We start from the raw sequence: 23,833 nt of genomic DNA on the forward strand, positions 1-23,833 counted from the left end.
GAGAGGACCCGCGGCCCTGCCTCGGCGCCCCCGTCCGCCGAGTGGCGAAGGTCCCGGCGGCCTGCGGCCGCGGGCCCTCCCCGGGGACGCCTCCCACGGGCCTACGGAACCCCGCCGTGCAGGTGCCGCCGCACCGACCGGATGTGCTCCGGTCCGGTGCGGCAGCACCCGCCCACCAGCACCGCGCCCGCCCGGTGCCACCGCACCGCCTCGGCGCCGAACTCCTCCGGCTCCGACACGCCGGTCCAGCGCCGCGCCCGGGCGTCCCACACCTCGCCGGAGTTGGGGTAGGCCACCGCGGGGAACCCGGCCGCCGCCACCGCCCGGACCAGGTCCGGCACGAACCGCGGAGCCGTGCAGTTCACCCCCACCGCCACCAGCCGCCCCGCCGCCCCGGACGCCGCCAGTTCCGCGGCCAGCCCCCGCACCGGGGTCCCGTCGCCCAGCCGCTCCCCGTCCCGGCAGGACAGGCTCAGCCACGCCCGCACCCCCGGCGTCTCCCCGACCAGCCGCACCAGCGCCCGCGCCTCCGCCGCCGACGGCACCGTCTCGCAGGCCAGCAGGTCCGCCCCGGCGTCGGCCAGCACCCGCCACCGCTCCCGGTGCCAGGCGTACAGGCCGTCCTCGTCCAGGTCGTAGGCGCCGGTGTACTCCGAGCCGTCCGCCAGCGCCGCGCCGTAGGGCCCCACCCCGGCCGCCACCAGCCCCGAACCGAACGCGTCGCGCTCGGCCCGGGCCAGCTCCACCGAACGGCGCACCAGCCCCAGCGCCTCCGGCCGCGACCACCCCCGGGCCACCAGCGCCGGAACGCCCGCCTGGTAGCCCGCGGCCGTCGCCACCTCCGCGCCCGCCTCGAAGTAGGCGCGGTGCACCCGCCGGATCGCGTCGGGGGCCTCGGCCAGCAGCCGCGCCGACCACAGCCCGCCCGACAGGTCGTACCCGTACTCCTCCAGCAGCGTCGCCAGCCCGCCGTCCAGCACCACCGGCGGCCCCCCGGCCACCGCCTGCGCCACCCGGTCCATCCGCCCCACCCCCGCCCACCACGGTATTCGGGTGCGACGGGATCCGCCCCGCACCAGCGTGGAAATTACCGGCCGGTCCGCTCGAACGGTTACCCTCCACACGTGCCACCGGTAATGCGACCTGAACATACGCCCCTGCGTCCCCTGTCCGACCTCGTGCCGCTGCTCGGCCCGGACGCCGTCCTGCTGCGCCCGGACCTGGCCCCGGACCACCCGGTCCCGGCCCGCGAGGTCCAGGTGCGCGGCATCACCCACGACTCGCGCCAGGCGGGCCCGGGAGACCTGTACGCGGCCCTGCCCGGGACCCGGGTCCACGGCGCCGAGTTCGCCGAGCAGGTCGCCCTGGCGGGGGCCGCCGCCGTCCTCACCGACCCCGAGGGCGCCGACCGGGCCGCCGCCACGGGACTGCCGACCCTGGTCGTCCCCGACGTGCGCGCCGCCCTGGGCACCGTCGCCTCCTGGGTCTTCAAGAACCCCTCCGAAGACCTGCTGCTCATCGGCACCACCGGCACCAGCGGCAAGACCACCGTCTCCTACCTGGTGGAGTCGGGCCTGCGCCGCGCGGGGATGGGCACCGGCCTCATCGGCACCGTCGAGATGCGGGTGGGCGACGAGCGCGTCGCCTCCTCCCTCACCACCCCCGAGGCCACCGACCTGCACGGCCTGTTCGCCCTCATGCGCGAACAGGGCGTCACCGGCGCCGCCATGGAGGTCTCCAGCCACGCCCTGGCCCTGGGCCGGGTCGGCGGCGCCCGCTTCGACGTCGCGGTCTTCACCAACCTGTCCCAGGACCACCTGGACTTCCACAGCGACCTGCGCGAGTACTTCGAGACCAAGGCCCGCCTGTTCACCCCGGAGTACTGCGACATCGCCGTCGTCAACGCCGACGACCGCTTCGGCCGCGCCCTCGTGGACATGGTGCAGGGCGAGGGCAAGGTGCCCGTCACCACCTTCGGCGTCGAGGGGTACTCCGACGCCGACCCCGAGACCGCCCTGGAGGCGGACTGGAACGCCGTGGACGTGCGCCTGGGCGCCGCCGGCAGCACCTTCCGCATCGTCGGCCCCGGCGGGATGGAGGCGCAGGCCTCCGTCTGCCTGCCCGGGCCCTTCAACGTCTCCAACGCCATGGCCGCCGTCGTCGGCCTGGTCGAGGCCGGGCTGCCCCTGGAGACCGCCATCGAGGGCGTCGCCGCGGCCCCCGGCGTCCCCGGCCGCATGGAGAAGGTCGTCGCGCGCGAGGTCCCCGCGTCCTTCCAGGACTTCACCGCCCTGGTCGACTACTCCCACAAACCCGGCGCCGTCGAGGCCGTCCTGACCTCGGTCCGCTCCATCGCCGAGGGCGGCGTCACCGTCGTCCTGGGCTGCGGCGGCGACCGCGACCGCGCCAAGCGCCCCCTCATGGGGGAGGCCGCGGCCCGCCTCGCCGACCAGGTCGTCATCACCAACGACAACCCGCGCTCGGAGGACCCCGTCGCCATCGCCGCCGCGATGCTGGAGGGCGTCACCCGCGTCCCCGAGGACGAGCGCGCGCGCGTCACCGTCGAACTCGACCGCGCCGACGCCATCCGCCTGGCCGTCGCCCGCGCCCGGGCCGGCGACGTCATCGTCGTCGCGGGCAAGGGCCACGAGACCGGCCAGTACGTCAAGGGCGAGGTCCTGCCCTTCGACGACCGCGAGGTGCTGCGCGCCGCCATCGAGGAGCACCTGTCCGTGGACGTCCGCGAACGCCTGGGCGTCGCCCTGCTGGACGTCCACAAACCCACCGGCGGCGGCTGAGGACGCGCCGGCGGGCCCGCTCCGTGCGTTCCGCGCACGGGGCGCGGCCCAGGGTCACGAAGTGGCGGATATTGCCGTGCACAGGCCCTGCCGGGACCCCGGACACCCCAACATGTTCTAAGGTGGGTGCGGCAATCGCAGCCCGAACACCCGCCGCCCACTGGTGGCGCCATGGACGTGGTCGCCCCCGTCACCACCGCTGTGGGACCCGGCGCGGCACCGCGTGCGCGCCCGCCCGCGGTGCCATCCCCCGACCCGAGTCCTTTGGCCGGGTGGCCTCACGTCATCCCGTGGTCGCCGCGGGTCGGGCCTGACCTGAGGAGTGGATTTGATCGCGCTCACGCTCGATCGGATCGCCGAGATCACCGGAACCGCCCTCGGCGGAGCAGCCGGCCCGGACACCACCGTCGACGGACCCGTCGTGGTCGACTCGCGGCTGGTGGAACCCGGCTCCCTGTTCGTCGCCCTGAGCGGCGAGCGGGTCGACGGACACGACTACGCGCGGGCCGCGGTCGAGGCGGGGGCGGCCGCCGCCCTGGTCTCCCGCCCCGTCGACGCGCCCCACCTGCTGGTGAAGGGCGGCGACGACGAGGTCGTCGAGGCGCTGGCCCGGCTCGCCCGGTACGCCGCCGACACCCTCGCCGCCCCCTCCCGAGGCGACGACGCGGCGGAGATCATCGGGATCACCGGCTCTTCCGGCAAGACCACCACCAAGGACCTCATCGCCCAGGTCGTCGGGCGCCTGGGCGCCACCGTCGCGCCCGCCGGCTCGTTCAACAACGAGATCGGCCACCCCCTCACCGTGCTGCGCGCCGACACCGGCACCCGCCACCTGGTGCTGGAGGTCGCCGCCCGCGGCATCGGGCACATCGCCCACCTGTGCCGCGTGGCCCCGCCCCGCATCGGCGTCGTCCTCAACGTCGGCAGCGCCCACATGGGGGAGTTCGGCGACCGCGAGGCCATCGCCAAGGCCAAGGGCGAGCTCGTCGAGTCGCTGCCCGCGGCCGGCGGCCCCCGCGGCGGTGTGGCGGTCCTCAACTCCGACGACCCCAGGGTGAAGGCCATGGCCGCGCGCACGACCGCGCGCACCGTGTTCTACGGCACCGGCGAGGACGCCGAGGTGCGCGCCACCGACATCGTCATCGGCGACACCGGCGCCGCCTCCTTCACCCTGAACGCGGACGGCGCGACGGCCCCGGTGGAGCTCGCCCTCGTCGGCGCCCACCAGGTGCACAACGCCCTGGCGGCCGCCGCCGTCGCCCGCGAGCTCGGCATGGACCTCCCCGGCATCGCCGCCGCCCTGGGCGCGGCCACCCCGGTCAGCCGCTGGCGGATGGAGGTCACCGAGTACGACGGTGTCACCCTCGTCAACGACGCCTACAACGCCAACCCCGAGTCCATGCGGGCCGCACTGACCACCCTGGGCGCACTCGCCCGGGGCCGCCGACCCATCGCCGTCCTGGGCCACATGGCCGAACTCGGCGACGGGGGACGCATCGAACACGAGAAGATCGGCGAACTCGCCGCCGCTACCGGCGTCTCCCACCTGATCGTGGTCGGAGATCAGGCCGAAGGGATCGCGGCCGGGGCCGAGCGCACCGGCCGAGAGGGACTGTGGGCGGGCGAGACCGTCCGGGTCGCGGACGCCTCGGCGGCCGCCACGGCCCTGCGCGCACGGATGCGCGCGGGAGACGTCGTCATTGTGAAGGGATCACGGGTGGCAGCACTCGAAAAGGTTATCGACCTCATCACCGAAGGTGATGCCCGGTGATCGGCATCTCCATAGCGGCCGCGCTGTCGCTGATCGTCTCCATGGCGCTGATGCCGCCGCTGATCAAGCTCCTGTACCGCTTCAAGTTCGGCCAGGAGGTCCGCGACGACGGCCCCGAGGGCCACAAGACCAAGCAGGGCACGCCCACCATGGGCGGCATCGTCATCATCCTCGGCGCGGTGATCGGCTACTTCGGCTCCCACCTGGTGCTGGCGCTGGTGCAGCCCTCCGCCACCGGGCCCACCGCCTCCGGCCTGCTGGTGATGTTCCTGTTCGTCGGGATGGGCTGCGTCGGCTTCCTGGACGACTTCATCAAGATCTACAAGCGCCGCAGCCTGGGACTGCGCAGCGGCGCCAAGATGGTCGGCCAGGCCGTGGTCGGCGTCGGCTTCGCCTACGGCGTCACCATGTTCCCCAACGGCTACGGCTACACCCCCGCCGCCCCCAGCCTGTCCTTCCTCCGTGACTTCGGCCCCCCGCTGATGATCGGCCTGTTCGTCATCTGGGCGCTGTTCCTCATCGTCGGGTTCTCCAACGCCGTCAACCTCACCGACGGCCTCGACGGCCTGGCCACCGGCGCCACCATCCTGTCGCTGGTCGCCTACGTGATCATCGGCAACTGGCAGCTGCGCCAGTCCTGCGTGTCCTACCTGTCGAGCAACTGCTACACGGTCCGCGACCCCCTGGACCTGGCCGTCGTGGCCTCGGCCGTGCTCGGCTCCTGCATCGCCTTCCTCTGGTTCAACGCCCCGCCCGCCAAGGTCTTCATGGGCGACACCGGCTCCCTGGCCCTGGGCGGCCTCATCGTGGGCCTGGCCATCACCACCCGCACCCAGCTCCTGCTGCTGCTCATCGGCGGCCTGTTCGTCATCATCACCATGTCCGTGATGATCCAGATCACGTCGTTCCGCCTCACCGGCAAGCGCGTGTTCCGCATGGCGCCGCTGCAGCACCACTTCGAGCTCAAGGGCTGGGCCGAACCGACCATCGTCATCCGCTTCTGGATCATCCAGGGGCTGTTCGTGGCGGTCGCCATCGGCCTGTTCTACCTCGAATGGATGCCGAGGTAACCCCGGATGTCCCACCACTCCACCACTTCCACCCCCTTCACCGGCCTGCGGGTCTGCGTCGCCGGCCTGGGCGTCTCCGGACCGCCCGCGGTCCGGCTCCTGCTGGAGCACGGCGCCCGCGTCACCGTGGTCGACGGGCGTGACGACGACACCGTCCGCCCGGTCGCGGCCGAGCTCTCCGCCGCCGGGGCCGAGGTCGTCCTGGGCGCCACCCCGCTGCCCGAGGAGTGCGACCTCGTCGTCACCTCGCCCGGCTGGCGCCCCGACTCCCCGCTCCTGGCCGCCGCGGCCGAGGCCGGCATCGAGGTCATCGGCGACGTCGAACTGGCGTGGCGGATCAAGCCCGCCGACCAGCTGTGGCTGGCGGTCACCGGCACCAACGGCAAGACCACCACGGTGCGCATGCTGGAGGCGATGCTGCGGGCCGACGGCCGCGACGCGCTCGCCGTCGGCAACGTCGGCACCCCCGTGATCGACGCGGTCCGCCCCGACGCGGACGGCCGCTACCCCCGGGTACTGGCCGTGGAGCTGTCCAGCTTCCAGCTGCACTGGTCCTCCAGCCTGCGCCCGCACGCCGCGGCCGTCCTCAACGTCGCCCCCGACCACCTGGACTGGCACGGCGGCCTGGAGCCCTACGCCCGGGCCAAGGGCATGGTGTTCGCTCCCGGCACCCTCCGGGTCGTCAACCTCGCCGACCCCTGGTCGGTGCGCCTGGCCGAGGAGGACGGCGACCCGCACACCCCGCTGGTCGGCTTCGGCCTGGGGACCCCGCGCCCGGGCGAGCTCGGCGTCGTCGAGGACCTGCTGGTGGACCGGGCCTTCGTCGACGACCCGGTGACCAGCGCCGAGGAGCTGGCCGCACTGGCCGACGTGCGCCCGCCCGCCCCGCACAACGTCGCCAACGCCCTGGCCGCGGCGGCGCTGGCCCGCTCCATCGGGGTCGCCCCCGCCTCCATCAGGGCCGGGCTGGCGGCGTTCGCCCCCGAACCGCACCGGATCGCCCACGTGGCCACGGTGTCCGGGGTCGACTACGTCGACGACTCCAAGGCCACCAACCCGCACGCCGCCGCCGCCTCCCTGGGCGCCTACGACACGGTGGTGTGGATCGCCGGCGGCCTGCTCAAGGGCGCCGACGTGGACGAGCTGGTGGCCGCGGCCGCCGGCCGGCTGCGCGGCGCGGTGCTCATCGGCGCCGACCGCGCCCGGCTGCGCGAGGCCCTGGACGCGCACGCCCCCGACCTCCCGGTCGTGGAGATCGAGGGCCCGGCCCCCGGCGCTCCCGAGGGCCACACCGTCATGGACGCGGTCGTCGCCGCGGCCGCGGACATGGCCAGGGAGGGCGACACCGTCCTGCTGGCCCCGGCCGCGGCGTCCATGGACATGTTCGCCAACTACCCCGAGCGCGGACGCCTGTTCGCCGAAGCGGTCCGCCGCCTGGGCTGACCGCCCCGATCGCCGCCCCTGCGTGACCGAAAGTGCACGGGCGGTGATCGGTGTGCGCGGCGCCACCCCCTTCCGCGCCGAAGATGGCCAACACGCGGGAAATGTCCACGGTTCCCGCCCCGCAGTTCGCCACTATTGAGGCGCGCAGGTGCGGAGGGTGGGTGCGGATGGCGACGACGACGATCCCCGGGGTGGCCCGGACCCGGGGGACGACGGTGACCGAGGGGCGCGAGCGTGCCCTGTGGCGGGAGTGGATCGGGGCGCTGGACCGGCCCCTGACCTCCTACTACCTGATCCTGGGAACGGCGGTGCTGCTCATCGCCCTGGGCCTGGTGATGGTGCTCTCCTCCACGATGGTCAAGTCCATCAGCGAGACGGGGTCGTCCTTCTCCCTCTTCCAGAAGCAGCTGGTGTCGGCCGCCATCGGCCTGCCCCTGATGATCCTCGCCTCCCACCTGCCCCAGCAGGTGTTCCGGCTGGTCGGCTACCCCGCCATGATCGTCTCGGCCGCGCTGCTGCTCCTCACCGTCTTCCAGGGCGTGGAGGTCAACGGCGCCACCCGCTGGCTCGACATCGGCGGTCTGATCGTGCAGCCCTCAGAGCCCGCCAAGCTCGCCTTCGTCCTGTGGGGCGCCGGCATCCTGGCCCGCAAGGACGAGCTCAACGAGCTCACCGAGTGGCGGCACCTGCTCTTCCCGCTGCTGCCCGGCTGCGGACTGCTCGTCCTGCTCGTGCTGCTCGGCTCCAACCTGTCCACCGCCCTGGTGTTCCTGGTCACCTTCCTCGGGCTGCTGTGGGTGATCGGCGCGCCCGGCAAGCTCTTCGTCGCCATGTTCGGCCTCGTCCTGGGCCTGGCCGTCATCGCCATCGCCATCGAGCCCTACCGGATGGCCCGCGTCACCGCGCTGTTCGACCCCACCGCCGACCCGCTGGGCGACAACATGCAGTCGCTCCACGGGCTCTACGCCCTGGGCACCGGCGGCATCCTGGGCGTCGGCATCGGCGCCAGCCGGGAGAAGTGGGGCTTCCTGCCCTTCGCCGAGTCCGACTTCGTGTTCGCCATCATCGGCGAGGAGTTCGGCCTCATCGGCACCCTGCTCCTCCTGGCGCTCTTCGGGGTCCTGGGCTACGCCGGGCTGCGCGTGGCCTCCCGGGTCAAGGAGCCCTTCCCCCGCCTGGCCGCATTCGCCATCGTGACCTGGATCATGGGCCAGACCATGATCAACATCGGCGCCGTCATCGGGCTGCTCCCGGTGACCGGAGTCCCGCTGCCCCTGGTGTCGTACGGGGGTTCGTCGCTGATCACCACCATGGTCGCCCTGGGCGTCCTGCTGTCCCTGGCCAAGACCGAGCCCCAGGCGCAGCGGGCCCTGGCGGCCCGGGGTCCCGGTTGGGTGGAAAGGGCTCTAAGCTGGCTGGGCCTGGAGAACACCACCGCCACGGCCGCCGGCCGCGGGGGCGGCGTGCCCTCCGGGCGCGCCGCCACGGCGCGGAGCCCGCGCACGAAGGCTCCGCGGGGCGGCAGGACCAAGCCCACGTACGACAGCGGACCGATCCCGTCCGGGGACCGGTCGAGGAGGAATCGGCGACGATGAGGGTAGCCCTCGCCGGAGGCGGCACGGCCGGGCATATCGAGCCCGCGCTCTCCCTTGCGGACGCGCTGCGGCGCATCGACCCCAACACGGAGATCCTCTGCCTGGGCACCGAGCGGGGACTGGAGACCCGCCTCGTGCCCATGCGCGGATACGAGCTGGGCCTGATCCCGGCCGTCCCCCTGCCCCGCAAGCTCACCCCGCAGCTGCTCAGCGTCCCCGGCAAGCTCGCCGGGGCCCTCAGCGCCGCGGGCGACCACCTGGACCGGCTCCAGGCCGACGTCATCGTCGGCTTCGGCGGCTACGTCGCCACCCCCGGCTACCTGGCGGCCCGGCGGCGGCGCGTGCCCATCGTCGTCCACGAGGCCAACCCCCTGCCCGGGCTGGCCAACCGCCTGGGCGCCCGGCTGACCCCCCACGTCTTCACCGGGCACCCCCACACCCAGATCCGCAACGGACGGTTCGTCGGCATCCCGCTCCGCCAGCAGATCACCACCCTGGACCGGCTGGCCATGGGCGACAAGGCCCGCACCTACTTCGGCCTGCGCCCGGACCTGCCCACCCTGCTGATCTTCGGCGGCTCCCAGGGCGCCCAGCGCATCAACGAGACCGCCTTCGCCGCCCGTGACGCCTTCCGCGACCACGGCGTCCAGGTCCTGCACGTCGTCGGCCCCAAGAACGCCGACGAGCCCCAGGACCTCACCCAGGACGGCATCCCCTACGTCGCCGTCCCCTACGTCGACCGCATGGACATGGCCTACGCCGCCGCGGACGTGGCCATGTGCCGCTCCGGTGCGCTGACCTGCGCCGAGCTCACCGCCGTCGGCCTGCCCGGCGCGTTCGTGCCGCTGGCCATCGGCAACGGCGAGCAGGCCCTCAACGCCGAGCCCGTCGTCCAGGCGGGCGGCGGCCTCATGGTGAACAACGCCGACGTCTCCGTCGAGTGGATCACCGGCACGCTCATCCCGCTGCTCACCGACACCGACCGGGTCGTCGCCATGTCCGAGGCCGCCGCCCGCATGGGCCGCCGCGACGCCGACATGGAACTGGCCCGCGAGGTCATGGCCGTCGCCCGCGGCGACCGCCCCGCGCCGGAGGTGCCCGTCGCCGAGGACGACGGCGACGACGCCTACTACGACGACGGGAAGGACGCCCGATGAGCCTGGTGCGACCGACCGACCCCGTCCCCGTCGACAAGCTGGGACGCACCCACTTCATCGGCCTGGGCGGCGCCGGCATGTCCGGCATCGCCCGGGTGCTGCTCCAGTCCGGCGTCGAGGTCTCGGGCAGCGACGCCCGCGACAGCGACACCCTGCGCGAGCTCGAGGAGATGGGCGCCCGCGTCCACGTCGGCCACGCCGCCGAGCACCTCGGCGACGCCGAGACCGTCGTCGTCTCCTCCGCCGTCCGGGAGACCAACCCCGAGCTCGCCGAGGCCCACCGCCGCGGCCTGCGCATCCTGCCCCGGGCCGCCGCCCTGGGCGCCCTGCTGCTGGGCCGCGAGGGCGTCGCCATCGCCGGGACCCACGGCAAGACCACCACCACCTCGATGGTCACCGTCGTCCTGCAGCACCTGGGCGTCGACCCCGGCTACGTGATCGGCGGCAAGCTGGTCACCACCGGCCTGGGCGCGGACGCCGGCATCGGCGGCCCCATCGCCGTGGAGGCCGACGAGAGCGACGGCTCCTTCCTCATGCTCTCCCCGAAGGTCGCCGTGGTCACCAACGTCGAGGCCGACCACCTGGACAACTACAGCGGCATCGAGGAGATCCACGCCAACTTCGACGCGTTCGTCGACCGCGTGGAGCGCACCCTCATCGTCGGCATCGACGACGAGGGCGCCCGCCGGGTCGCCCGGACCGCGCGCGAGCGCGGCAAGAAGGTCCTCACCTACGGCGAGGCCCCCGAGGCCGACTACCGGATCACCCGGATCCGCCCCCGCGGGTTCACCACCGAGTTCACCCTCGCGACCGCCGAAGGCGAGATCGAGGGCACCGTCGCGGTCCCAGGCCGCCACAACGTGCTCAACGCCGCCGCCGCGGTCGCCGTCGCCGACGAGCTCGGCCACGACCTGGAGGTCGCGGTCGAGGGCATCGCCGACTTCGGCGGCGCCGCCCGCCGCTTCGAGCCCAAGGGCGCGGCCGGGGGAGTGGGCATCTACGACAGCTACGCCCACCACCCCACCGAGCTCGACGCCGACCTGCGCGCCACCCGCGCCGCCCTGGAGTCGTTCGCCGAAGAGGCGCGCGAGGCCGGGGAGGAGCAGGCGCCGGGCCGCATCATCGCCGTCTTCCAGCCGCACCTGTTCAGCCGCACCCGGATCTTCGCCGAGGAGTTCGGGGCCGCCCTCACCCTGGCCGACGAGGTCGTGGTGCTGGAGATCTACGCCGCCCGAGAGGACCCCGAACCCGGGGTCACCGCCGAACTGATCACCTCCGAGGTGGGCCACGACCGGGTGCACTACGTCCCCGGGCGCGCCGACGCCGTCCGCCTGGCCGCCGAGCTGGCGCGTCCGGGCGACATCGTCCTGACGATGGGCGCCGGCGACGTCACCGAGCTGGGCCCGCTCATCGTGGACCGGCTCGCCGAGGCCGCCGACGTGGAGGAAGTGGCCGAGTCCCTCGGCCACGGCGGCGGACGGGACCGGGACTGACGTCGGAGGACACGGGTGAGGGCAGACCACGACGGAGCGGACGGCGGCACCGGTACCGGAACCGCGCGGCCACCCGCCGCCGCGGCGTCGCGTGAGCGGTCCGACCCCTGGAAGGTCGCCTTCGTGGCCCTCCTGGTGGTCGCCCTGGTCTGCGTCGTCACCTGGATACTCCTGGGCTCGCGCCTGCTCGTGGTGCGCGAGGTCGCCGTGAGCGGGCTGGACCGGGTCGGACGCGAGGAGGTCGTCGCCGCCGTCGACGTCCCCACCGGGACCCCCCTCATCCGGGTGGACCTGGAGGCGGGCGCCGACCGGGTCGGCGACCTCGCCCTCGTGGAGTCGGCCACGGTCACCCGGGGCTGGCCCGCCACCCTGCGGGTCGAGGTCGTCGAACGCCGGCCCCTGCTCGCGGTGCGGGTGGGGGAGGAGTACCGGCTCGTCGACCGCGACGGCGTCCGCATCGAGGACTCGCCGTCCCGGCCCGGCACCCACCCGCTGGTCCGGGTCACCGGCGAGATCGAGGGGAACGACGCCGTCCGGGCCGCCGCGGCCATCGTCGAGTCCGCCCCCGACTCGCTGCTGGCCCGCATCCGGCTCATCGACGCCACCGACCCCGACGCCATCCGGATCGAGATCAGCGAGGGCGCCGTCATCGAATGGGGGACCGCCGAGGGCACCGGCGACAAGAGCGAGATCCTGCGCGTGCTGATGCGCGAGCACCCCCCGGGGGACGGTGTCGTGTACGACCTCTCCACCCCCGACCTGGCCATCGTCCGGTGAAGCGGCGGTCAGGCCCCGGGAAAGGACGGCAAAGCCGGACGAAGCCGGACCGGCGGCCGCTTCCGGAGGGCCGGCGGCCCCCTCGGGAGGGGGTGCGGACACGACGCGGGGACATTCCAGACGCGACGCGCCGAGTCAGCACATCGCTTCCTCGTGTTATACGACGTTAGGCTGAAGCAGTCATCGGTTGCCGGTGGTGGGCGGTCGGCTTACTGTCGAGAGTCACGACCACCGTCAACAAAGTACAGAACACGCTTTTCGGGGTACGCGGGAACCGTATTTCTCCCGCCGGACCCGGGGGAGGCACAGAGCCTCCCCGGTTCGGCACCCCACGGTTCACGCGGTCCCGGGTCCCCCGCGCCGGCGTCCTGGGACGCCTCGTCGGAGAACCCGAAACGCACACTGTAGAACCGGAGCCGAACCCACCGGCCCGGCGGACACCACCGCCGGACACGGGAGGGAACGGCGTATGCGAGCGGAAAGGCCCCTCGTCGTGGCAGCACCGCAGAACTACCTCGCGGTCATCAAAGTCGTCGGTATCGGCGGCGGCGGTGTCAACGCCGTCAACCGAATGATCGAAGAGGGGCTCAAGGGCGTCGAGTTCATCGCGATCAATACCGATGCCCAGGCGCTGCTGATGAGTGACGCCGACGTCAAGCTGGACGTCGGCCGTGAACTCACCCGCGGCCTGGGAGCCGGAGCCAACCCCGACGTCGGCCGCAAGGCCGCCGAGGACCACCGGGAGGAGATCGAGGAGGTCCTCAAGGGGGCCGACATGGTCTTCGTCACCGCGGGTGAGGGCGGCGGCACCGGTACGGGCGGCGCGCCCGTGGTCGCCAACATCGCCCGATCCCTGGGGGCCCTCACCATCGGTGTGGTCACCCGCCCCTTCGGCTTCGAGGGCAAGCGGCGCGCCACCCAGGCCGAGTCGGGGATAGCGATGCTCCGTGAGGAGGTCGACACACTCATCGTGATTCCCAACGACCGGCTGCTCTCCATCTCCGACCGGCAGGTCAGCGTCCTGGACGCCTTCAAGGCGGCCGACCAGGTGCTGCTCTCCGGTGTCCAGGGCATCACCGACCTGATCACCACGCCCGGCCTCATCAACCTGGACTTCGCCGACGTCAAGTCGGTCATGTCCGGGGCCGGCTCCGCGCTCATGGGCATCGGCTCGGCGCGCGGCGACGACCGCGCGGTGGCCGCCGCGGAGATGGCCATCTCGTCCCCGCTGCTGGAGGCCAGCATCGACGGCGCCCACGGCGTCCTGCTGTCCATCCAGGGCGGCTCCGACCTGGGGCTGTTCGAGATCAACGAGGCGGCACAGCTCGTCTCCAACTCCGCGGCCCCCGAGGCCAACATCATCTTCGGCGCCGTCATCGACGACGCCCTGGGCGACGAGGTCCGGGTGACCGTCATCGCCGCGGGCTTCGACGAACCCGAGGTCACCGGGCCCGCGCTGCACCGGCGCGAGCCGGTGGACCCTCCTAAGGCCGTCGCCCCCACGGCGGGCGCCGCGACCGGCGGACAGGGGGCGTCCACGACCCCCGCCGCGGACGCGGCCGGGGCGTCGGCCGAGAAACTGCCGTGGCTCGGCGGCCGGCACAGCGCCGAGCCGGCCCGTGCGCAGCAGACCCCGCCGCCGGCCTGGGAACCGGCCCCGACGGCCCCGGCGGCCCCGGTCGAGCCCGAGCCGGTCGCGGTGACCGAGCCCGAGCCGCAGCCCGAGCCGGAACCGCAGGCCCCGGCCCACGACCGGTTCGCCGAGGCCGCGCCGGCCGAGCCCGAGCCGGCCCCGGCCCGGGAGGAGCACGCCGACGAGCCCCGGCCCGTCCACGTGGTCTCGGAGTCGGTCGCCGAACGGCGCGCCGACGTCCCCACGCCCCGGCGCCGGGTCGTGTTCGAGGAGCCGGACGACCTGGACATCCCCGACTTCCTGAAGTAGCGCGGACCGACACCCCGGTACCATCGACGTGTCAGCGGCCCCGACCCGGGTGGGCGGGGCCGTCGCCGCTCCGGGGGTCGGCGTCCACCGCGCCGTCCCGACCGGGCCGAGGGAAGGACAGCGGTCACAGGGATGGGCACCATCGTCGACCTCGGGCACGGGGTCCGTGCCGCCGTCACCGAGCGCCACGGCGGGACCAGCTCCCCGCCCTACGACTCGCTCAACATGGGCCTGGGGACGGGGGACGACCGGGAGACGGTGCTGGCCAACCGGCGCACCGCCGCGCGGAACCTCGGTTTCGACGCCGACCGCGTCGTCTGGATGGACCAGGTGCACAGCGCCGACGTCCTGGTCGCCGACGCCCCCGGCACAGTCGGGACCTGCGACGGCGTCGTCACCACCACCCCCGGCCTGGTCCTGGCCTCCCTGGCCGCCGACTGCCTGCCCGTCCTGGCGGCCGACGGCGAACGCGGCGTCCTGGGCGCCGCCCACTCCGGCCGCCTGGGCACCGCCCACGGTGTGGCCGCCAACCTCATCGCCGCCATGGCCGACCAGGGCGCCCGCCCCGGGAGCACCACCGTCCTCCTCGGCCCCTCCATCTGCGGCAAGTGCTACGAGGTCCCGGCCGGGCTGCGGGACGAGACCGCCCGCGACACCCCCGAGGCCGCCTCCACCACCCGCCGGGGCACCCCCGGGGTCGACATGGTCGCCGCCGTCACCGCACAGCTGCGCCGCGCCGGGGTCACCGACATCCGGGCCGACGGCCGCTGCACCCTGGAGACACCCGAGCTGTTCTCGCACCGGGGCGGCGCCCCCACCGGGCGGTTCGCGTCGTTCGTCTGGCAGGAACAGGACTGAACCGGACCGGACCGCACGGACCGGCGAGACCGAGAGATGGATGAGGACGACGTGTCACACGACCCGGCCCGCGTCGAGCGGATCAAGGAGAACCTCGCGGCGGCCCGCGCCCGCGTCGAGGCGGCCTGCCACAAGGCCGACCGGGACCCCGCGGAGGTGTCGCTGATCGCGGTCACCAAGACCCGCCCCGCCGAGGACGTGCGCATCCTCGCCTCGCTCGGCCTGGCCGACATGGGGGAGAACCGCGACCAGGAGGCGGCCCCCAAGGCCGCCGCCACCGCAGACCTCGACCTGACCTGGCACTTCATCGGCCAGTTGCAGACCAACAAGGCCAGGTCGGTGGCCTCCTACGCCGACGTCGTCCACTCGGTGGACCGGGCGAAGCTCGCCCGCGCGCTGGGCGACCGGGCCGCGGCCGCCGGGCGCCGCCTCACCTGCCTGGTCCAGGTCAACCTCGACGACGACTCGCAGGCGGGCGTGCTGGGCCCGCGCGGCGGGGTCGACCCCGCCGACGCGGCGGAGCTGGCCGCCCGGATCGACGAGCACGAGGCGCTCGAACTCGGCGGTGTGATGGCCGTGGCACCCCGAGAGGGCGACCCTTATGAGGCTTTCGGTCGTCTTTATGAGGTCGCGTGTCTCATTCGTGATCGTTATCCTCGGGCCACGATGGTCTCCGCGGGTATGAGCGGGGACTTGGAGGCCGCGATCGAGCGTGGCGCGACACACCTTCGGCTCGGTGCGGCGTTGCTCGGCGATCGCGGGCCGATCGTGGGGTAATGTCCCCACATAGACCTTGGAACCCGTCTGTGGAGTTCGCCCGAAAGGGCGTCACACCCCGTTGCACCAGGGAAGACGGGGCGGTACGGAGGAGTCGGCTGCGGTGCAGGCCGCGGGGACGACGGAGGACATGAGATGGCCGGCGCGATGCGCAAGATGGCGGTCTACCTCGGCCTCGTGGAGGACGACCGTTACGATCACCGCTATGCGGACGAATATGATGAGTTCGATGATTTCGACGAGGGCGTGGAGGAGCACCGCGAACGCGGCGCCGACTCCCCGCACGGCGAGGGAACACGGGGCGAGGACGTGAACGACACCGGCGACCACTCGGGCACGGGTGAACGGCGCGGTGGCACGACCACGACCTCTGCCTCCACCGCCGACCTCGCGAGGATCACCACGCTCCATCCGCGCACGTACAACGAGGCGCGTACGATCGGAGAGCACTTCCGGGAGGGTACGCCGGTGATCATGAACCTGACCGAGATGGTCGACAGCGACGCCAAGCGTCTGGTCGACTTCGCGGCTGGTCTGATCTTCGGTCTGCATGGCAGTATCGAACGCGTGACCAACAAGGTGTTCCTACTGTCCCCGGCCAACGTCGAGGTGACCGCGGAAGACAAGGCGCGGATCGCTGAGCGAGGGTTCTTCAATCAGAGCTAGACCATCGGATTTGTCCAGAGATTGGGTCGAATAGACCGTGAGTATCGTCCTGTCCGTGCTGGTCATCGCGCTGCGACTGTACGTCTTCGTACTGCTCGCGCGCGTCGTGCTGGAGATGGTGCAGTCCTTCTCCAGGGACTGGCGCCCCTCGGGGTTCCTGCTCGTGATCGCCGAGATCGTGTACACGCTCACCGACCCGCCGCTGCGTTTCCTGCGCAGGTTCATCAAGCCCGTCCGGCTCGGCAGCATCGCGCTCGACCTGAGCGTCCTGGTGCTGTTCCTGGGCCTGTCGATCGCCGCGAGCCTGCTGGGAAGCCTGGCACTCTCGGTCGCCTAGAGCAGGCGTCGGGGGCGAAAAAAGTCGCCCCCGATTCCGTTATGTGGTCTTGGTCATGATCCGGATTGCCGTAAGGTCACGATCAGGTAGCGTCCCTACGGATGGACTCCAAGCGCGCCAAGGAGACGAACATGCCGCTGACACCCGCTGATGTGCGGAACAAGCAGTTCAGCACGACCCGGCTCCGGCCGGGCTACGACGAAGAAGAGGTCGATGCCTTTCTCGACGAGGTCGAGTCCGAGCTGGACCGGCTGATCCAGGAGAACGAGGAACTGCGCGGCAAGCTCGCCGAGTGCCTGCGCGGCAAGGTGCCCAACGCCGGGATGCAGGACTTCCAGCAGCCCCAGGAGCAGCCCGAGCCGCCCCGCCCCGAGCCCGTCCAGCCGCCTCAGGCCGTCGTCGAGCCCCAGCCCCAGGCGCCCGCCCCCATGCACATGGGCATGGGCGGCGAGGAGAACATGGACACGGCCGCCCGCGTCCTGGCCCTGGCCCAGCAGACCGCCGACCAGGCCATCTCCGACGCCCGCCGCGAGGCCGACGAGACCCTGGGCCGCGCCCGCCACGAGTCCGAGGACATCCTCGGCAAGGCCCGCCGCCAGGCGGAGCAGATCATCGGCGAGGCCCGCGTCCGCTCGGAGAACCTCGACCGGGACGCCCAAGAGCGCCACCGCCAGGTCATGGGCAGCCTCGTCCAGCAGCGCGAGGAGCTGGAGCACAAGGTCAACGTGCTCAAGGACTTCGAGCGCGAGTACCGCAGCCGCCTGAAGGACTACTTCGAGCGCCAGCTGCGCGAGCTGGAGGAGGGCGCGGGCATCGAGCAGCCGAACCCGAACACCACGGGCGGCTTCCAGACGATGGCCCCGCCGACCGGTCCCACCCCGGCGCTGCAGCACGGCGGCCCCGGCGGCAACCCCTTCGGCCAGCCCGAGCCCGTCCAGCACGGCGGTTTCCACCCGGGCGAGGCCCCGCACGAGCGTCGCTGACCCCGGTCGGCGGTAGGCTCCACAACTGAAGACTCCGGCAACGTGTAAAGGTCCTGGTCGACCCGTGATCCTCAGCGTCCTCGCATCCGTCGCGGTGCTGGCGGCCATCGCCGTCATCGTGGCAGCCCTGGTGTTCGCCGAGACCACCCTGGTGTTCATCGCCCTGGGGTTGGCCGGTGTGAGTGTGCTGCTCCTGGTGGGCGCCCTCATCCAGGGGAGGACCCGAGTGGATCGAACGGACGGTTTGGGGAAGTCGTCCGTTCCCGCGGCCGTGCACGTGGCGCCGGAGCACTCCGGGCGCGTACCCGCACCGGCTCCCGAGCCGGTGCGGGAACCCCGCGCCTGGACGGAGGACTCCGGACCGGGGGAGCCGGAGTACGATCTGCCGCGCTGGCAGACACCCACGGCCCGTGAGTGGCCGGAACCGGACACGGTGGCGCCTGCCCCCGCCCCGTCCGCCTCCACCGCGGTCGAGCACGGCTCCCGCGAAGAGCAGGCACCCGCCCCTGTCGACCCCCGGCCCGCCCACCGCCCCTTCGAGGACGCGCGGGACCCGGCCCCCGAGCCCGCGGCCGCGCGGGCCGAAGCCCCCGAGGATTCCCACGACGACGCCGGGCTCTCCTGGTTCGACCGGCGCGAGTCCGCCGCCGAGGAGGCGGAGGAGCAGGTCGTTCCGGCCCCCGCCTCCGGGACCGGTGATGACGCCGAGGCCGGGCTCTCCTGGTTCGACCGGCGCGAGTCCGCCGCCGAGGAGGCGGAGGAGCAGGTCGTCCCGGCCCCCGCCTCCGGGACCGGCGATGAAGCCGGGGCGGAGCTCTCCTGGTTCAACAGGCGTGAGACCGCGACGGCCGATGACGACGCCGAGGCGCCCGGGGAGCAGGAGACCGCCGCCCCCGAAGCCGAGGACACCCGGCCCGTACGGGACACGGGCGACGCGGCCGATGACGCGGAGGAGCCGGTCGTCCAGACCGCCGCCTCCGGGACCGGCGATGACACCGGGGCCGAGCGCGAGCGTGCCGCGGACGAGGAGGACGACGAGGCCGTCTCCGAGCCCTCGTGGTCCGACCGGCGCGAGGACGCCGACGACGCGGACGACGTGCACGGGGCGGAGGAGCCCGGCGCGCCCGTCGCGGACTCCGTTGAGACCGGTGAGGTCGACGAGGCCGCCGCCGAGCCGGACACCGACTCCGCTGTCCGCGACACCGAGGACTCCGACGCGGCCGAACCGGCGCGCGACGAGGCGGCGGAGGCGGACGACGACCTCCGGACGCCGGCGGAGGACGCCGCCGACGGCTCTCCGCGGGGCGACGGGGACACCGGCGCCGGAGAGATCGCGGAGCGCGGGGACGCGGCCGAGGAGCCCGAGTCCTTCTCCTACAGCATCCCGCAGCGCGACGGGGACGCGCGGGACTCCGAGGAGCCCGAGGCGCAGGAGGCCGGGGAGGCCGCCGCGGCGGACGCCGAGGACTCCGACGACGCCGACCGGCCGCGTGAGGACGCGGCGGAGGACGCCGGCGACGGCTCTCCGCGGGGCGACGGGGACACCGGCGCCGGGGAGTCCGCGGAGCGCGGGGACGCGCCCGAGGAGCCCGAGTCCTTCTCCTACAGCATCCCGCAGCGCGGCGACGACACCGAGACCACGGCCGTGTTCACCTACCGCAGGCCCCAGGACAACGAGGACCCCGACGCCACGGCGGCCTTCACCCGCGACTGACACCCGGCGACAACGACGACGGGCGCCGCCCCCACCGGGGGGGCGGCGCCCGTCTCGTTCGGTCAGGCCCTGCGGAAGCCGAAGGCCACCCCGAACTCCTCCGACTCGGTGCGGTGCAGGTCCGCGCCGATCTCGCCCGCGGTGAACGCGTCCGCCAGCACCTCGCCGGCGATGGCCGCGGCGTGCTCGTCCAGCGCCTGCGCGGTGGACTCGTCGGTGGCCGCCCACCACACGTGGATGCGGTCCGACACGTCCAGGCCGCTCTGCTTGCGGGCCTCCTGGAGCATGCGCACCATCTCGCGGGCCAGGCCCGCGCGGCGCAGCTCCGGCGTCAGCTCCAGGTCCAGGGCCACGGTCTCGCCCGCACCCGAGGCGACCGCCCAGCCCTCGCGCGGCTGCTCGGTGACCAGCACCTCGTCGGCGCTGACCTCCACCGGCTCGTCCTCGACCCGGACCTGCGCCCACCCGGTGTCGCGCACCTGGCGCACCAGCTCCGCCGGGTCCGCCGCCCCGATCGCCCGGGCGACCAGCGGGGTCCGCTTGGCGAACCGCTTGCCCAGCGCCCGGAAGTTCGGCTTGACCAGGTAGTCCACCAGGTCGCCGCCGACCGTCGACAGCGACTCCAGCGACGCCACGTTCAGCTCGTCGGCGATCTGCTCCCGCAGCTGCGCGGGCAGGTCCGCGAACCCGGCGGCGCCCACCAGGGCCCGCGCCAGCGGCTGGCGGGTGCGCACCGCCGAGTCCACCCGGGCCGAGCGGCCCAGCTCCACCAGGCGGCGGGTCAGCGCCATGTGCGCCGACAGCTCCGGGTCGACCAGGTCCTCGCGGACCTCGGGCCACGAGGCCAGGTGCACCGACTCCGGGGCGTCGGGCCGGCGCAGCGCCGTCCACACGTGGTCGGTCAGGAACGGCACCACCGGCGCCATCAGCAGCGTCACGGTCTCCAGGGCCTCGAACAGCGTCGCGAACGCCGCCGCGCCCTCGGGGGTGTCCGCGCCGCCCCAGAACCGGCGGCGCGACCGGCGCACGTACCAGTTCGAGATGTCGTCGACGAACGCGGTCAGGCGGCGGCCCGCCGTCGTCGTGTCGAAGGCCTCCAGGGCCTCGGTGACGTCCCGCACGACCTCGTTGAGCTCCGACAGCAGCCACCGGTCCAGCAGCGGCCGGTCCTGCGGGGCCGGGGCGTCGGCCAGCCGGGAGTGGTCCCAGCCCTCGCCGGCGTTGGCGTACAGGGTGAAGAACGACACGGTGCTGTAGTACGTCAGCAGCACCTTGCGGACGATCTCCTCCAATGCGGCGTGCCCCACCCGGCGGGCGGTCCACGGCGAGCCGCTGGCCAGCATGAACCACCGCAGCGCGTCGGCGCCGTGCCGGTCCATCACCGGGATGGGCTCCATGACGTTGCCCAGGTGCTTGCTCATCTTGCGGCCGTCCTCGGCGAGGATGTGGCCGAGCACCACCACGTTCTCGAACGCGTTGCGGTCGTGCACCAGCGTGTTGACCGCCAGCAGCGAGTAGAACCAGCCGCGGGTCTGGTCGATCGCCTCGGAGATGTACTGCGCCGGGAAGTTCTCCCGGAACACCTCCGCGTTGACGTGCGGGGCGCCCCACTGGGCGAACGGCATCGACCCCGAGTCGAACCAGGCGTCGATCACCTCGGGCACCCGCCGGGCCACCCGCTGCTCCTCGGGCAGGGACGGGTCGGCGTCCGGGTCGGGGATGACGATGTCGTCCACGAACGGCCGGTGCGGGTCGAGGTTCGACAGGTCCTCGCCGCTGAGCTCGCTCAGCTCCGCCAGCGAGCCCACGCAGATCTGCCGCCCGTCGGGGAACTCCCAGACCGGCAGCGGGGTGCCCCAGTAGCGGTTGCGCGACAGCGCCCAGTCGACGTTGTTGCGCAGCCACTCGCCGAAGCGGCCCTCCTTGACGTTCTCCGGCACCCAGTTGGTGGCCTGGTTCTGCGCCAGCAGCTCGTCCTTGACCGCGGTGGTGCGGATGTACCAGGACGGCACCGCGTAGTACAGCAGCGCCGTGTGGCAGCGCCAGCAGTGCGGGTAGGAGTGCTCGTAGGCCAGGTGCCGGAACAGCAGGCCCCGGTCCTTGAGGTCGCGCACCAGCGTCTTGTCGGCGTCCTTGAAGAACACCCCGCCGACCAGGTCCAGGTCGGCCTCGAAGGTGCCGTCCGGGCGGACGGGGTTCACCATCGGCAGCCCGTAGGCGCGGCACACCGCCATGTCGTCGGCGCCGAACGCGGGCGACTGGTGCACCAGGCCGGTGCCGTCCTCGACGGTCACGTAGTCGGCGAGCACCACGTAGTGGGCGGGCTCGTCGAAGGCCACCAGGTCGAAGGGGCGCTGGTAGGTCCAGCGCTCCATCTCGTCGCCCTCGAAGGACTCCCCGGTCAGCTCCCAGCCCTCGCCCAGGACCTTCTCGAACAGCGGCCGGGCCAGCACCAGGCGCTCGTTCCCGTCGGTGGCCACCACGTACTCCACGTCGGGGTGGACCGCCACCGCCGTGTTGGACACCAGGGTCCACGGGGTGGTCGTCCACACCAGCAGCGAGGTGGGGTGCTCGGGCGAGGCCAGCGGCCCGGACGTCACCGGGAACCGCACGTACACCGACGGGTCGGTGACGGTCTCGTAGCCCTGGGCCAGCTCGTGGTCGGACAGGGTGGTGCCGCAGCGCGGGCAGTAGGGGCTGATCCGGAAGTCGCGGACCAGCAGGCCCTTGTCCCAGATCTGCTTGAGCGCCCACCACACCGACTCCACGTACTGGGGGTCCATGGTGCGGTAGGCATCGTCCATGTTCACCCAGTAGCCCATGCGCTCGGTCATCGCGGTGAACGCGTCGACGTTGCGCAGCACGGACTCGCGGCAGCGGGCGTTGAACTCGGCGATGCCGAAGGACTCGATGTCCTTCTTGCCGGACAGGCCCAGCTCCTTCTCCACGGCCACCTCGACGGGCAGGCCGTGGCAGTCCCACCCGGCCTTGCGGTCGACGTGGTAGCCGCGCATGGTGCGGAAGCGCGGGAAGACGTCCTTGAACGCGCGGGCCTCGACGTGGTGCACGCCGGGCTGGCCGTTGGCGGTGGGGGGACCCTCGTAGAAGACCCAGTTGGGGCCGCCTCGGGTCTGGTCGAGGGAGCGCTGGAAGACGTTCTCCTTCGACCAGCGGTCGAGGATCTCGCGCTCCATCGCGGGCAGGTCGATCTGCGCGGGCAGCTGGGGGAGTGCGCGGGACGCGCTCGGCCGGGACTCGTTGGCCACCGTCGTACCTTTCCATCAGGGTCGTTCCTGACGGAGGGACGAGGCCGGGGCCCCGCGGTACCACCCTCCTTGGACGCCGCCGGTCCGGTCCGCGCGAGGGCGGCCGGGACGGGTCCCACTTCGTTCACGTCTGCCGGTTCTACTGGGGGCGTCGGCCCTGTTCTTCCGGCGGTTCCGGGGTGATCTTCGTGCCGGTCGTACCCCCGGGCTCCCACCGCCCCCGGGTCGCTCGGACGCATCGACCGCTTCTAAGCTGTGTCCGTCCGGTCGGGGCCGGCACTACTCGTCCCCATCGACACCTGGGCACAGGATAACGCAGCGCGGGGGCGGCGCCCCGCGCTTTTTCGACGGGGAGGGCGGAGGCGGGTGGCGGAGAACGTGCGCGGAACCGTCCTGGTGACGCTTGCGGACCGGGACGACGCCGAGGAGCTGGCCGAACAGCTCCTGGAGCAGGGCTACGAACCGTGCCTGGTGCACCGGGACATGCTGGCGGGGGAGGACGACGCCGAGGACGCCGACTGGGTGATCGAGGTGCGCACCGGCCCGCACGGCGGCCCGGCGGTGTTCGACGAACCCCACCTGGCGGCGCTGGCCGAGGACTACGGCGGCTTCGCCGCCGCCGAGTGACCGCCGCCATGGGCCCCGTGCGCGTCCGCCGGGCGGTCCCCGCCGACGCCCCGGCCATCGCGGCCGTCAACGTCGCCTCCTGGCACGCCGCCTACCGCGGCCTCATCGCCCGGGAGCACTTGGAGAGCCTGGACACCGACCGCCTGGCCGGGATCTGGGCGGGGCGGCTGCGCGGCCACCTGGTCCGCCCGGGCGCGGGATGCCTGGTGGCCGAACCGGCCGAGGGGCCGGGCGGCATCGTCGCCTACGCCGGGTTCGCCCCGGCCGCCGACCCCGACGACGCCGACCGCACCGTCACCGACCTGGAGACCTTCTACTCGCTGCCCGAGGTGTGGGGCACCGGCGTCAACCGCCGCCTGTGGGAGGAGACCCTGGCCGCCATGACCGCCGGCGGCACCGGCCACGGCGTCCTGTGGGTGCTGGAGGGCAACGCCCGCGCCCGCCGCTTCTACGCCGCCGCCGGGTGGCGTGACACCGGCGCGGTCACCCCCACCCCGCTGCTGGGCGGGGCGCTGGTGGTGCCCGCGGTGCTGTACCGGCGCGACCTGTGAGGACGTGC

19 protein-coding genes are annotated in these 23,833 nt (G+C 73.3%); 17 read left to right on the forward strand and 2 right to left on the reverse strand.

Features of this window, described 5'->3' with window-relative positions:
- Positions 1 to 101 precede the first annotated feature (101 nt).
- On the reverse strand, positions 102 to 1,022 hold the full coding sequence (gene mmuM, locus ABZ249_RS10565) for a homocysteine S-methyltransferase (protein WP_355260145.1): 921 nt from the start codon (positions 1,020 to 1,022) through the stop codon (positions 102 to 104).
- 114 nt (positions 1,023 to 1,136) lie between these two features.
- Here mmuM and ABZ249_RS10570 point away from each other — a divergent pair, with 114 nt between their 5' ends.
- The 15 genes from ABZ249_RS10570 (at position 1,137) to ABZ249_RS10640 (ending at position 19,381) form a co-directional block, all read left to right on the forward strand.
- Complete coding sequence (locus ABZ249_RS10570; RefSeq protein ID WP_355260148.1) at positions 1,137 to 2,798, forward strand: UDP-N-acetylmuramoyl-L-alanyl-D-glutamate--2,6-diaminopimelate ligase; 1,662 nt, start codon at positions 1,137 to 1,139, stop codon at positions 2,796 to 2,798.
- Positions 2,799 to 3,126: 328 nt separating this feature from the next.
- Entirely contained in the window at positions 3,127 to 4,569 is a 1,443-nt protein-coding gene (gene murF, locus ABZ249_RS10575) for a UDP-N-acetylmuramoyl-tripeptide--D-alanyl-D-alanine ligase (protein ID WP_355260151.1), read from the forward strand.
- Positions 4,566 to 5,639, forward strand: a complete 1,074-nt coding sequence (gene mraY / locus ABZ249_RS10580) for a phospho-N-acetylmuramoyl-pentapeptide-transferase (RefSeq protein WP_220562504.1) — start codon at positions 4,566 to 4,568, stop codon at positions 5,637 to 5,639. The genes murF and mraY overlap by 4 nt, the downstream gene beginning before the upstream one ends.
- Positions 5,640 to 5,645: 6 nt before the next feature.
- A complete protein-coding gene (murD, locus tag ABZ249_RS10585) occupies positions 5,646 to 7,082 on the forward strand; it encodes a UDP-N-acetylmuramoyl-L-alanine--D-glutamate ligase (protein ID WP_355260154.1) in 1,437 nt (478 codons plus the stop codon).
- A 167-nt stretch (positions 7,083 to 7,249) separates the two neighbouring features.
- Entirely contained in the window at positions 7,250 to 8,677 is a 1,428-nt protein-coding gene (ftsW, locus tag ABZ249_RS10590; protein ID WP_355260157.1) for a putative lipid II flippase FtsW, read from the forward strand.
- Positions 8,674 to 9,834, forward strand: coding sequence for an undecaprenyldiphospho-muramoylpentapeptide beta-N-acetylglucosaminyltransferase (gene murG, locus ABZ249_RS10595; protein WP_355260160.1), 1,161 nt, complete (start codon positions 8,674 to 8,676; stop codon positions 9,832 to 9,834). The genes ftsW and murG overlap by 4 nt, the downstream gene beginning before the upstream one ends.
- Positions 9,831 to 11,327: a UDP-N-acetylmuramate--L-alanine ligase gene (murC, locus tag ABZ249_RS10600; RefSeq protein ID WP_355260163.1), complete on the forward strand. Its 1,497-nt coding sequence runs from the start codon at positions 9,831 to 9,833 to the stop codon at positions 11,325 to 11,327. Before murG ends, murC begins: the two co-directional genes overlap by 4 nt.
- A 15-nt stretch (positions 11,328 to 11,342) precedes the next feature.
- Positions 11,343 to 12,104 carry an FtsQ-type POTRA domain-containing protein gene (locus tag ABZ249_RS10605; protein WP_355260166.1) on the forward strand — a complete coding sequence of 254 codons (762 nt, stop codon included), beginning with the start codon at positions 11,343 to 11,345 and terminating at the stop codon, positions 12,102 to 12,104.
- Positions 12,105 to 12,597: 493 nt separating this feature from the next.
- Positions 12,598 to 14,046, forward strand: coding sequence for a cell division protein FtsZ (gene ftsZ, locus ABZ249_RS10610; protein ID WP_355260169.1), 1,449 nt, complete (start codon positions 12,598 to 12,600; stop codon positions 14,044 to 14,046).
- 132 nt (positions 14,047 to 14,178) lie between these two features.
- On the forward strand, positions 14,179 to 14,904 hold the full coding sequence (gene pgeF, locus ABZ249_RS10615) for a peptidoglycan editing factor PgeF (protein ID WP_355260172.1): 726 nt from the start codon (positions 14,179 to 14,181) through the stop codon (positions 14,902 to 14,904).
- A gap of 51 nt (positions 14,905 to 14,955) precedes the next feature.
- The gene (locus ABZ249_RS10620; protein ID WP_355260175.1) at positions 14,956 to 15,681 is read left to right on the forward strand and encodes a YggS family pyridoxal phosphate-dependent enzyme; all 726 of its coding nucleotides are present in this window, start codon (positions 14,956 to 14,958) and stop codon (positions 15,679 to 15,681) included.
- 135 nt (positions 15,682 to 15,816) lie between these two features.
- Positions 15,817 to 16,347 (forward strand): cell division protein SepF, encoded by a 531-nt coding sequence (gene sepF / locus ABZ249_RS10625; RefSeq protein ID WP_220562496.1) that lies wholly within the window; start codon positions 15,817 to 15,819, stop codon positions 16,345 to 16,347.
- A 37-nt stretch (positions 16,348 to 16,384) separates the two neighbouring features.
- Entirely contained in the window at positions 16,385 to 16,684 is a 300-nt protein-coding gene (locus tag ABZ249_RS10630; protein WP_220562495.1) for a YggT family protein, read from the forward strand.
- Positions 16,685 to 16,815: 131 nt separating this feature from the next.
- Positions 16,816 to 17,667 carry a DivIVA domain-containing protein gene (locus tag ABZ249_RS10635; RefSeq protein ID WP_220565256.1) on the forward strand — a complete coding sequence of 284 codons (852 nt, stop codon included), beginning with the start codon at positions 16,816 to 16,818 and terminating at the stop codon, positions 17,665 to 17,667.
- Between the two features lie 64 nt (positions 17,668 to 17,731).
- Complete coding sequence (locus ABZ249_RS10640; RefSeq protein ID WP_355260178.1) at positions 17,732 to 19,381, forward strand: hypothetical protein; 1,650 nt, start codon at positions 17,732 to 17,734, stop codon at positions 19,379 to 19,381.
- 62 nt (positions 19,382 to 19,443) lie between these two features.
- Here ABZ249_RS10640 and ileS read toward each other — a convergent pair whose 3' ends face one another.
- Complete coding sequence (gene ileS / locus ABZ249_RS10645) at positions 19,444 to 22,647, reverse strand: isoleucine--tRNA ligase (RefSeq protein ID WP_355260181.1); 3,204 nt, start codon at positions 22,645 to 22,647, stop codon at positions 19,444 to 19,446.
- A 366-nt stretch (positions 22,648 to 23,013) separates the two neighbouring features.
- Between ileS and ABZ249_RS10650 the strand changes: the two genes are divergently transcribed.
- On the forward strand, positions 23,014 to 23,274 hold the full coding sequence (locus ABZ249_RS10650) for a hypothetical protein (protein ID WP_220562492.1): 261 nt from the start codon (positions 23,014 to 23,016) through the stop codon (positions 23,272 to 23,274).
- Positions 23,275 to 23,282: 8 nt separating this feature from the next.
- On the forward strand, positions 23,283 to 23,825 hold the full coding sequence (locus ABZ249_RS10655) for a GNAT family N-acetyltransferase (RefSeq protein ID WP_355260185.1): 543 nt from the start codon (positions 23,283 to 23,285) through the stop codon (positions 23,823 to 23,825).
- The last annotated feature ends 8 nt before the right edge of the window (positions 23,826 to 23,833 follow it).

The organism is Nocardiopsis sp. NPDC006139 (assembly GCF_040614155.1).
GTDB lineage: Bacteria > Actinomycetota > Actinomycetes > Streptosporangiales > Streptosporangiaceae > Nocardiopsis > Nocardiopsis changdeensis.

Excerpts from the sequence above, each read along its gene's own strand:
- mmuM (WP_355260145.1), bottom strand. The coding sequence starts at position 1,022 with ATGGACCGGGTGGCGCAGGCGGTGGCCGGGGGGCCGCCGGTGGTGCTG.
- ABZ249_RS10570 (WP_355260148.1), top strand. The coding sequence starts at position 1,137 with ATGCGACCTGAACATACGCCCCTGCGTCCCCTGTCCGACCTCGTGCCG.
- murD (WP_355260154.1), top strand. The coding sequence starts at position 5,646 with ATGTCCCACCACTCCACCACTTCCACCCCCTTCACCGGCCTGCGGGTC.
- ftsW (WP_355260157.1), top strand. The coding sequence starts at position 7,250 with ATGGCGACGACGACGATCCCCGGGGTGGCCCGGACCCGGGGGACGACG.
- murG (WP_355260160.1), top strand. The coding sequence starts at position 8,674 with ATGAGGGTAGCCCTCGCCGGAGGCGGCACGGCCGGGCATATCGAGCCC.
- murC (WP_355260163.1), top strand. The coding sequence starts at position 9,831 with ATGAGCCTGGTGCGACCGACCGACCCCGTCCCCGTCGACAAGCTGGGA.
- pgeF (WP_355260172.1), top strand. The coding sequence starts at position 14,179 with ATGGGCACCATCGTCGACCTCGGGCACGGGGTCCGTGCCGCCGTCACC.
- sepF (WP_220562496.1), top strand. The coding sequence starts at position 15,817 with ATGGCCGGCGCGATGCGCAAGATGGCGGTCTACCTCGGCCTCGTGGAG.
- ABZ249_RS10635 (WP_220565256.1), top strand. The coding sequence starts at position 16,816 with ATGCCGCTGACACCCGCTGATGTGCGGAACAAGCAGTTCAGCACGACC.
- ABZ249_RS10655 (WP_355260185.1), top strand. The coding sequence starts at position 23,283 with ATGGGCCCCGTGCGCGTCCGCCGGGCGGTCCCCGCCGACGCCCCGGCC.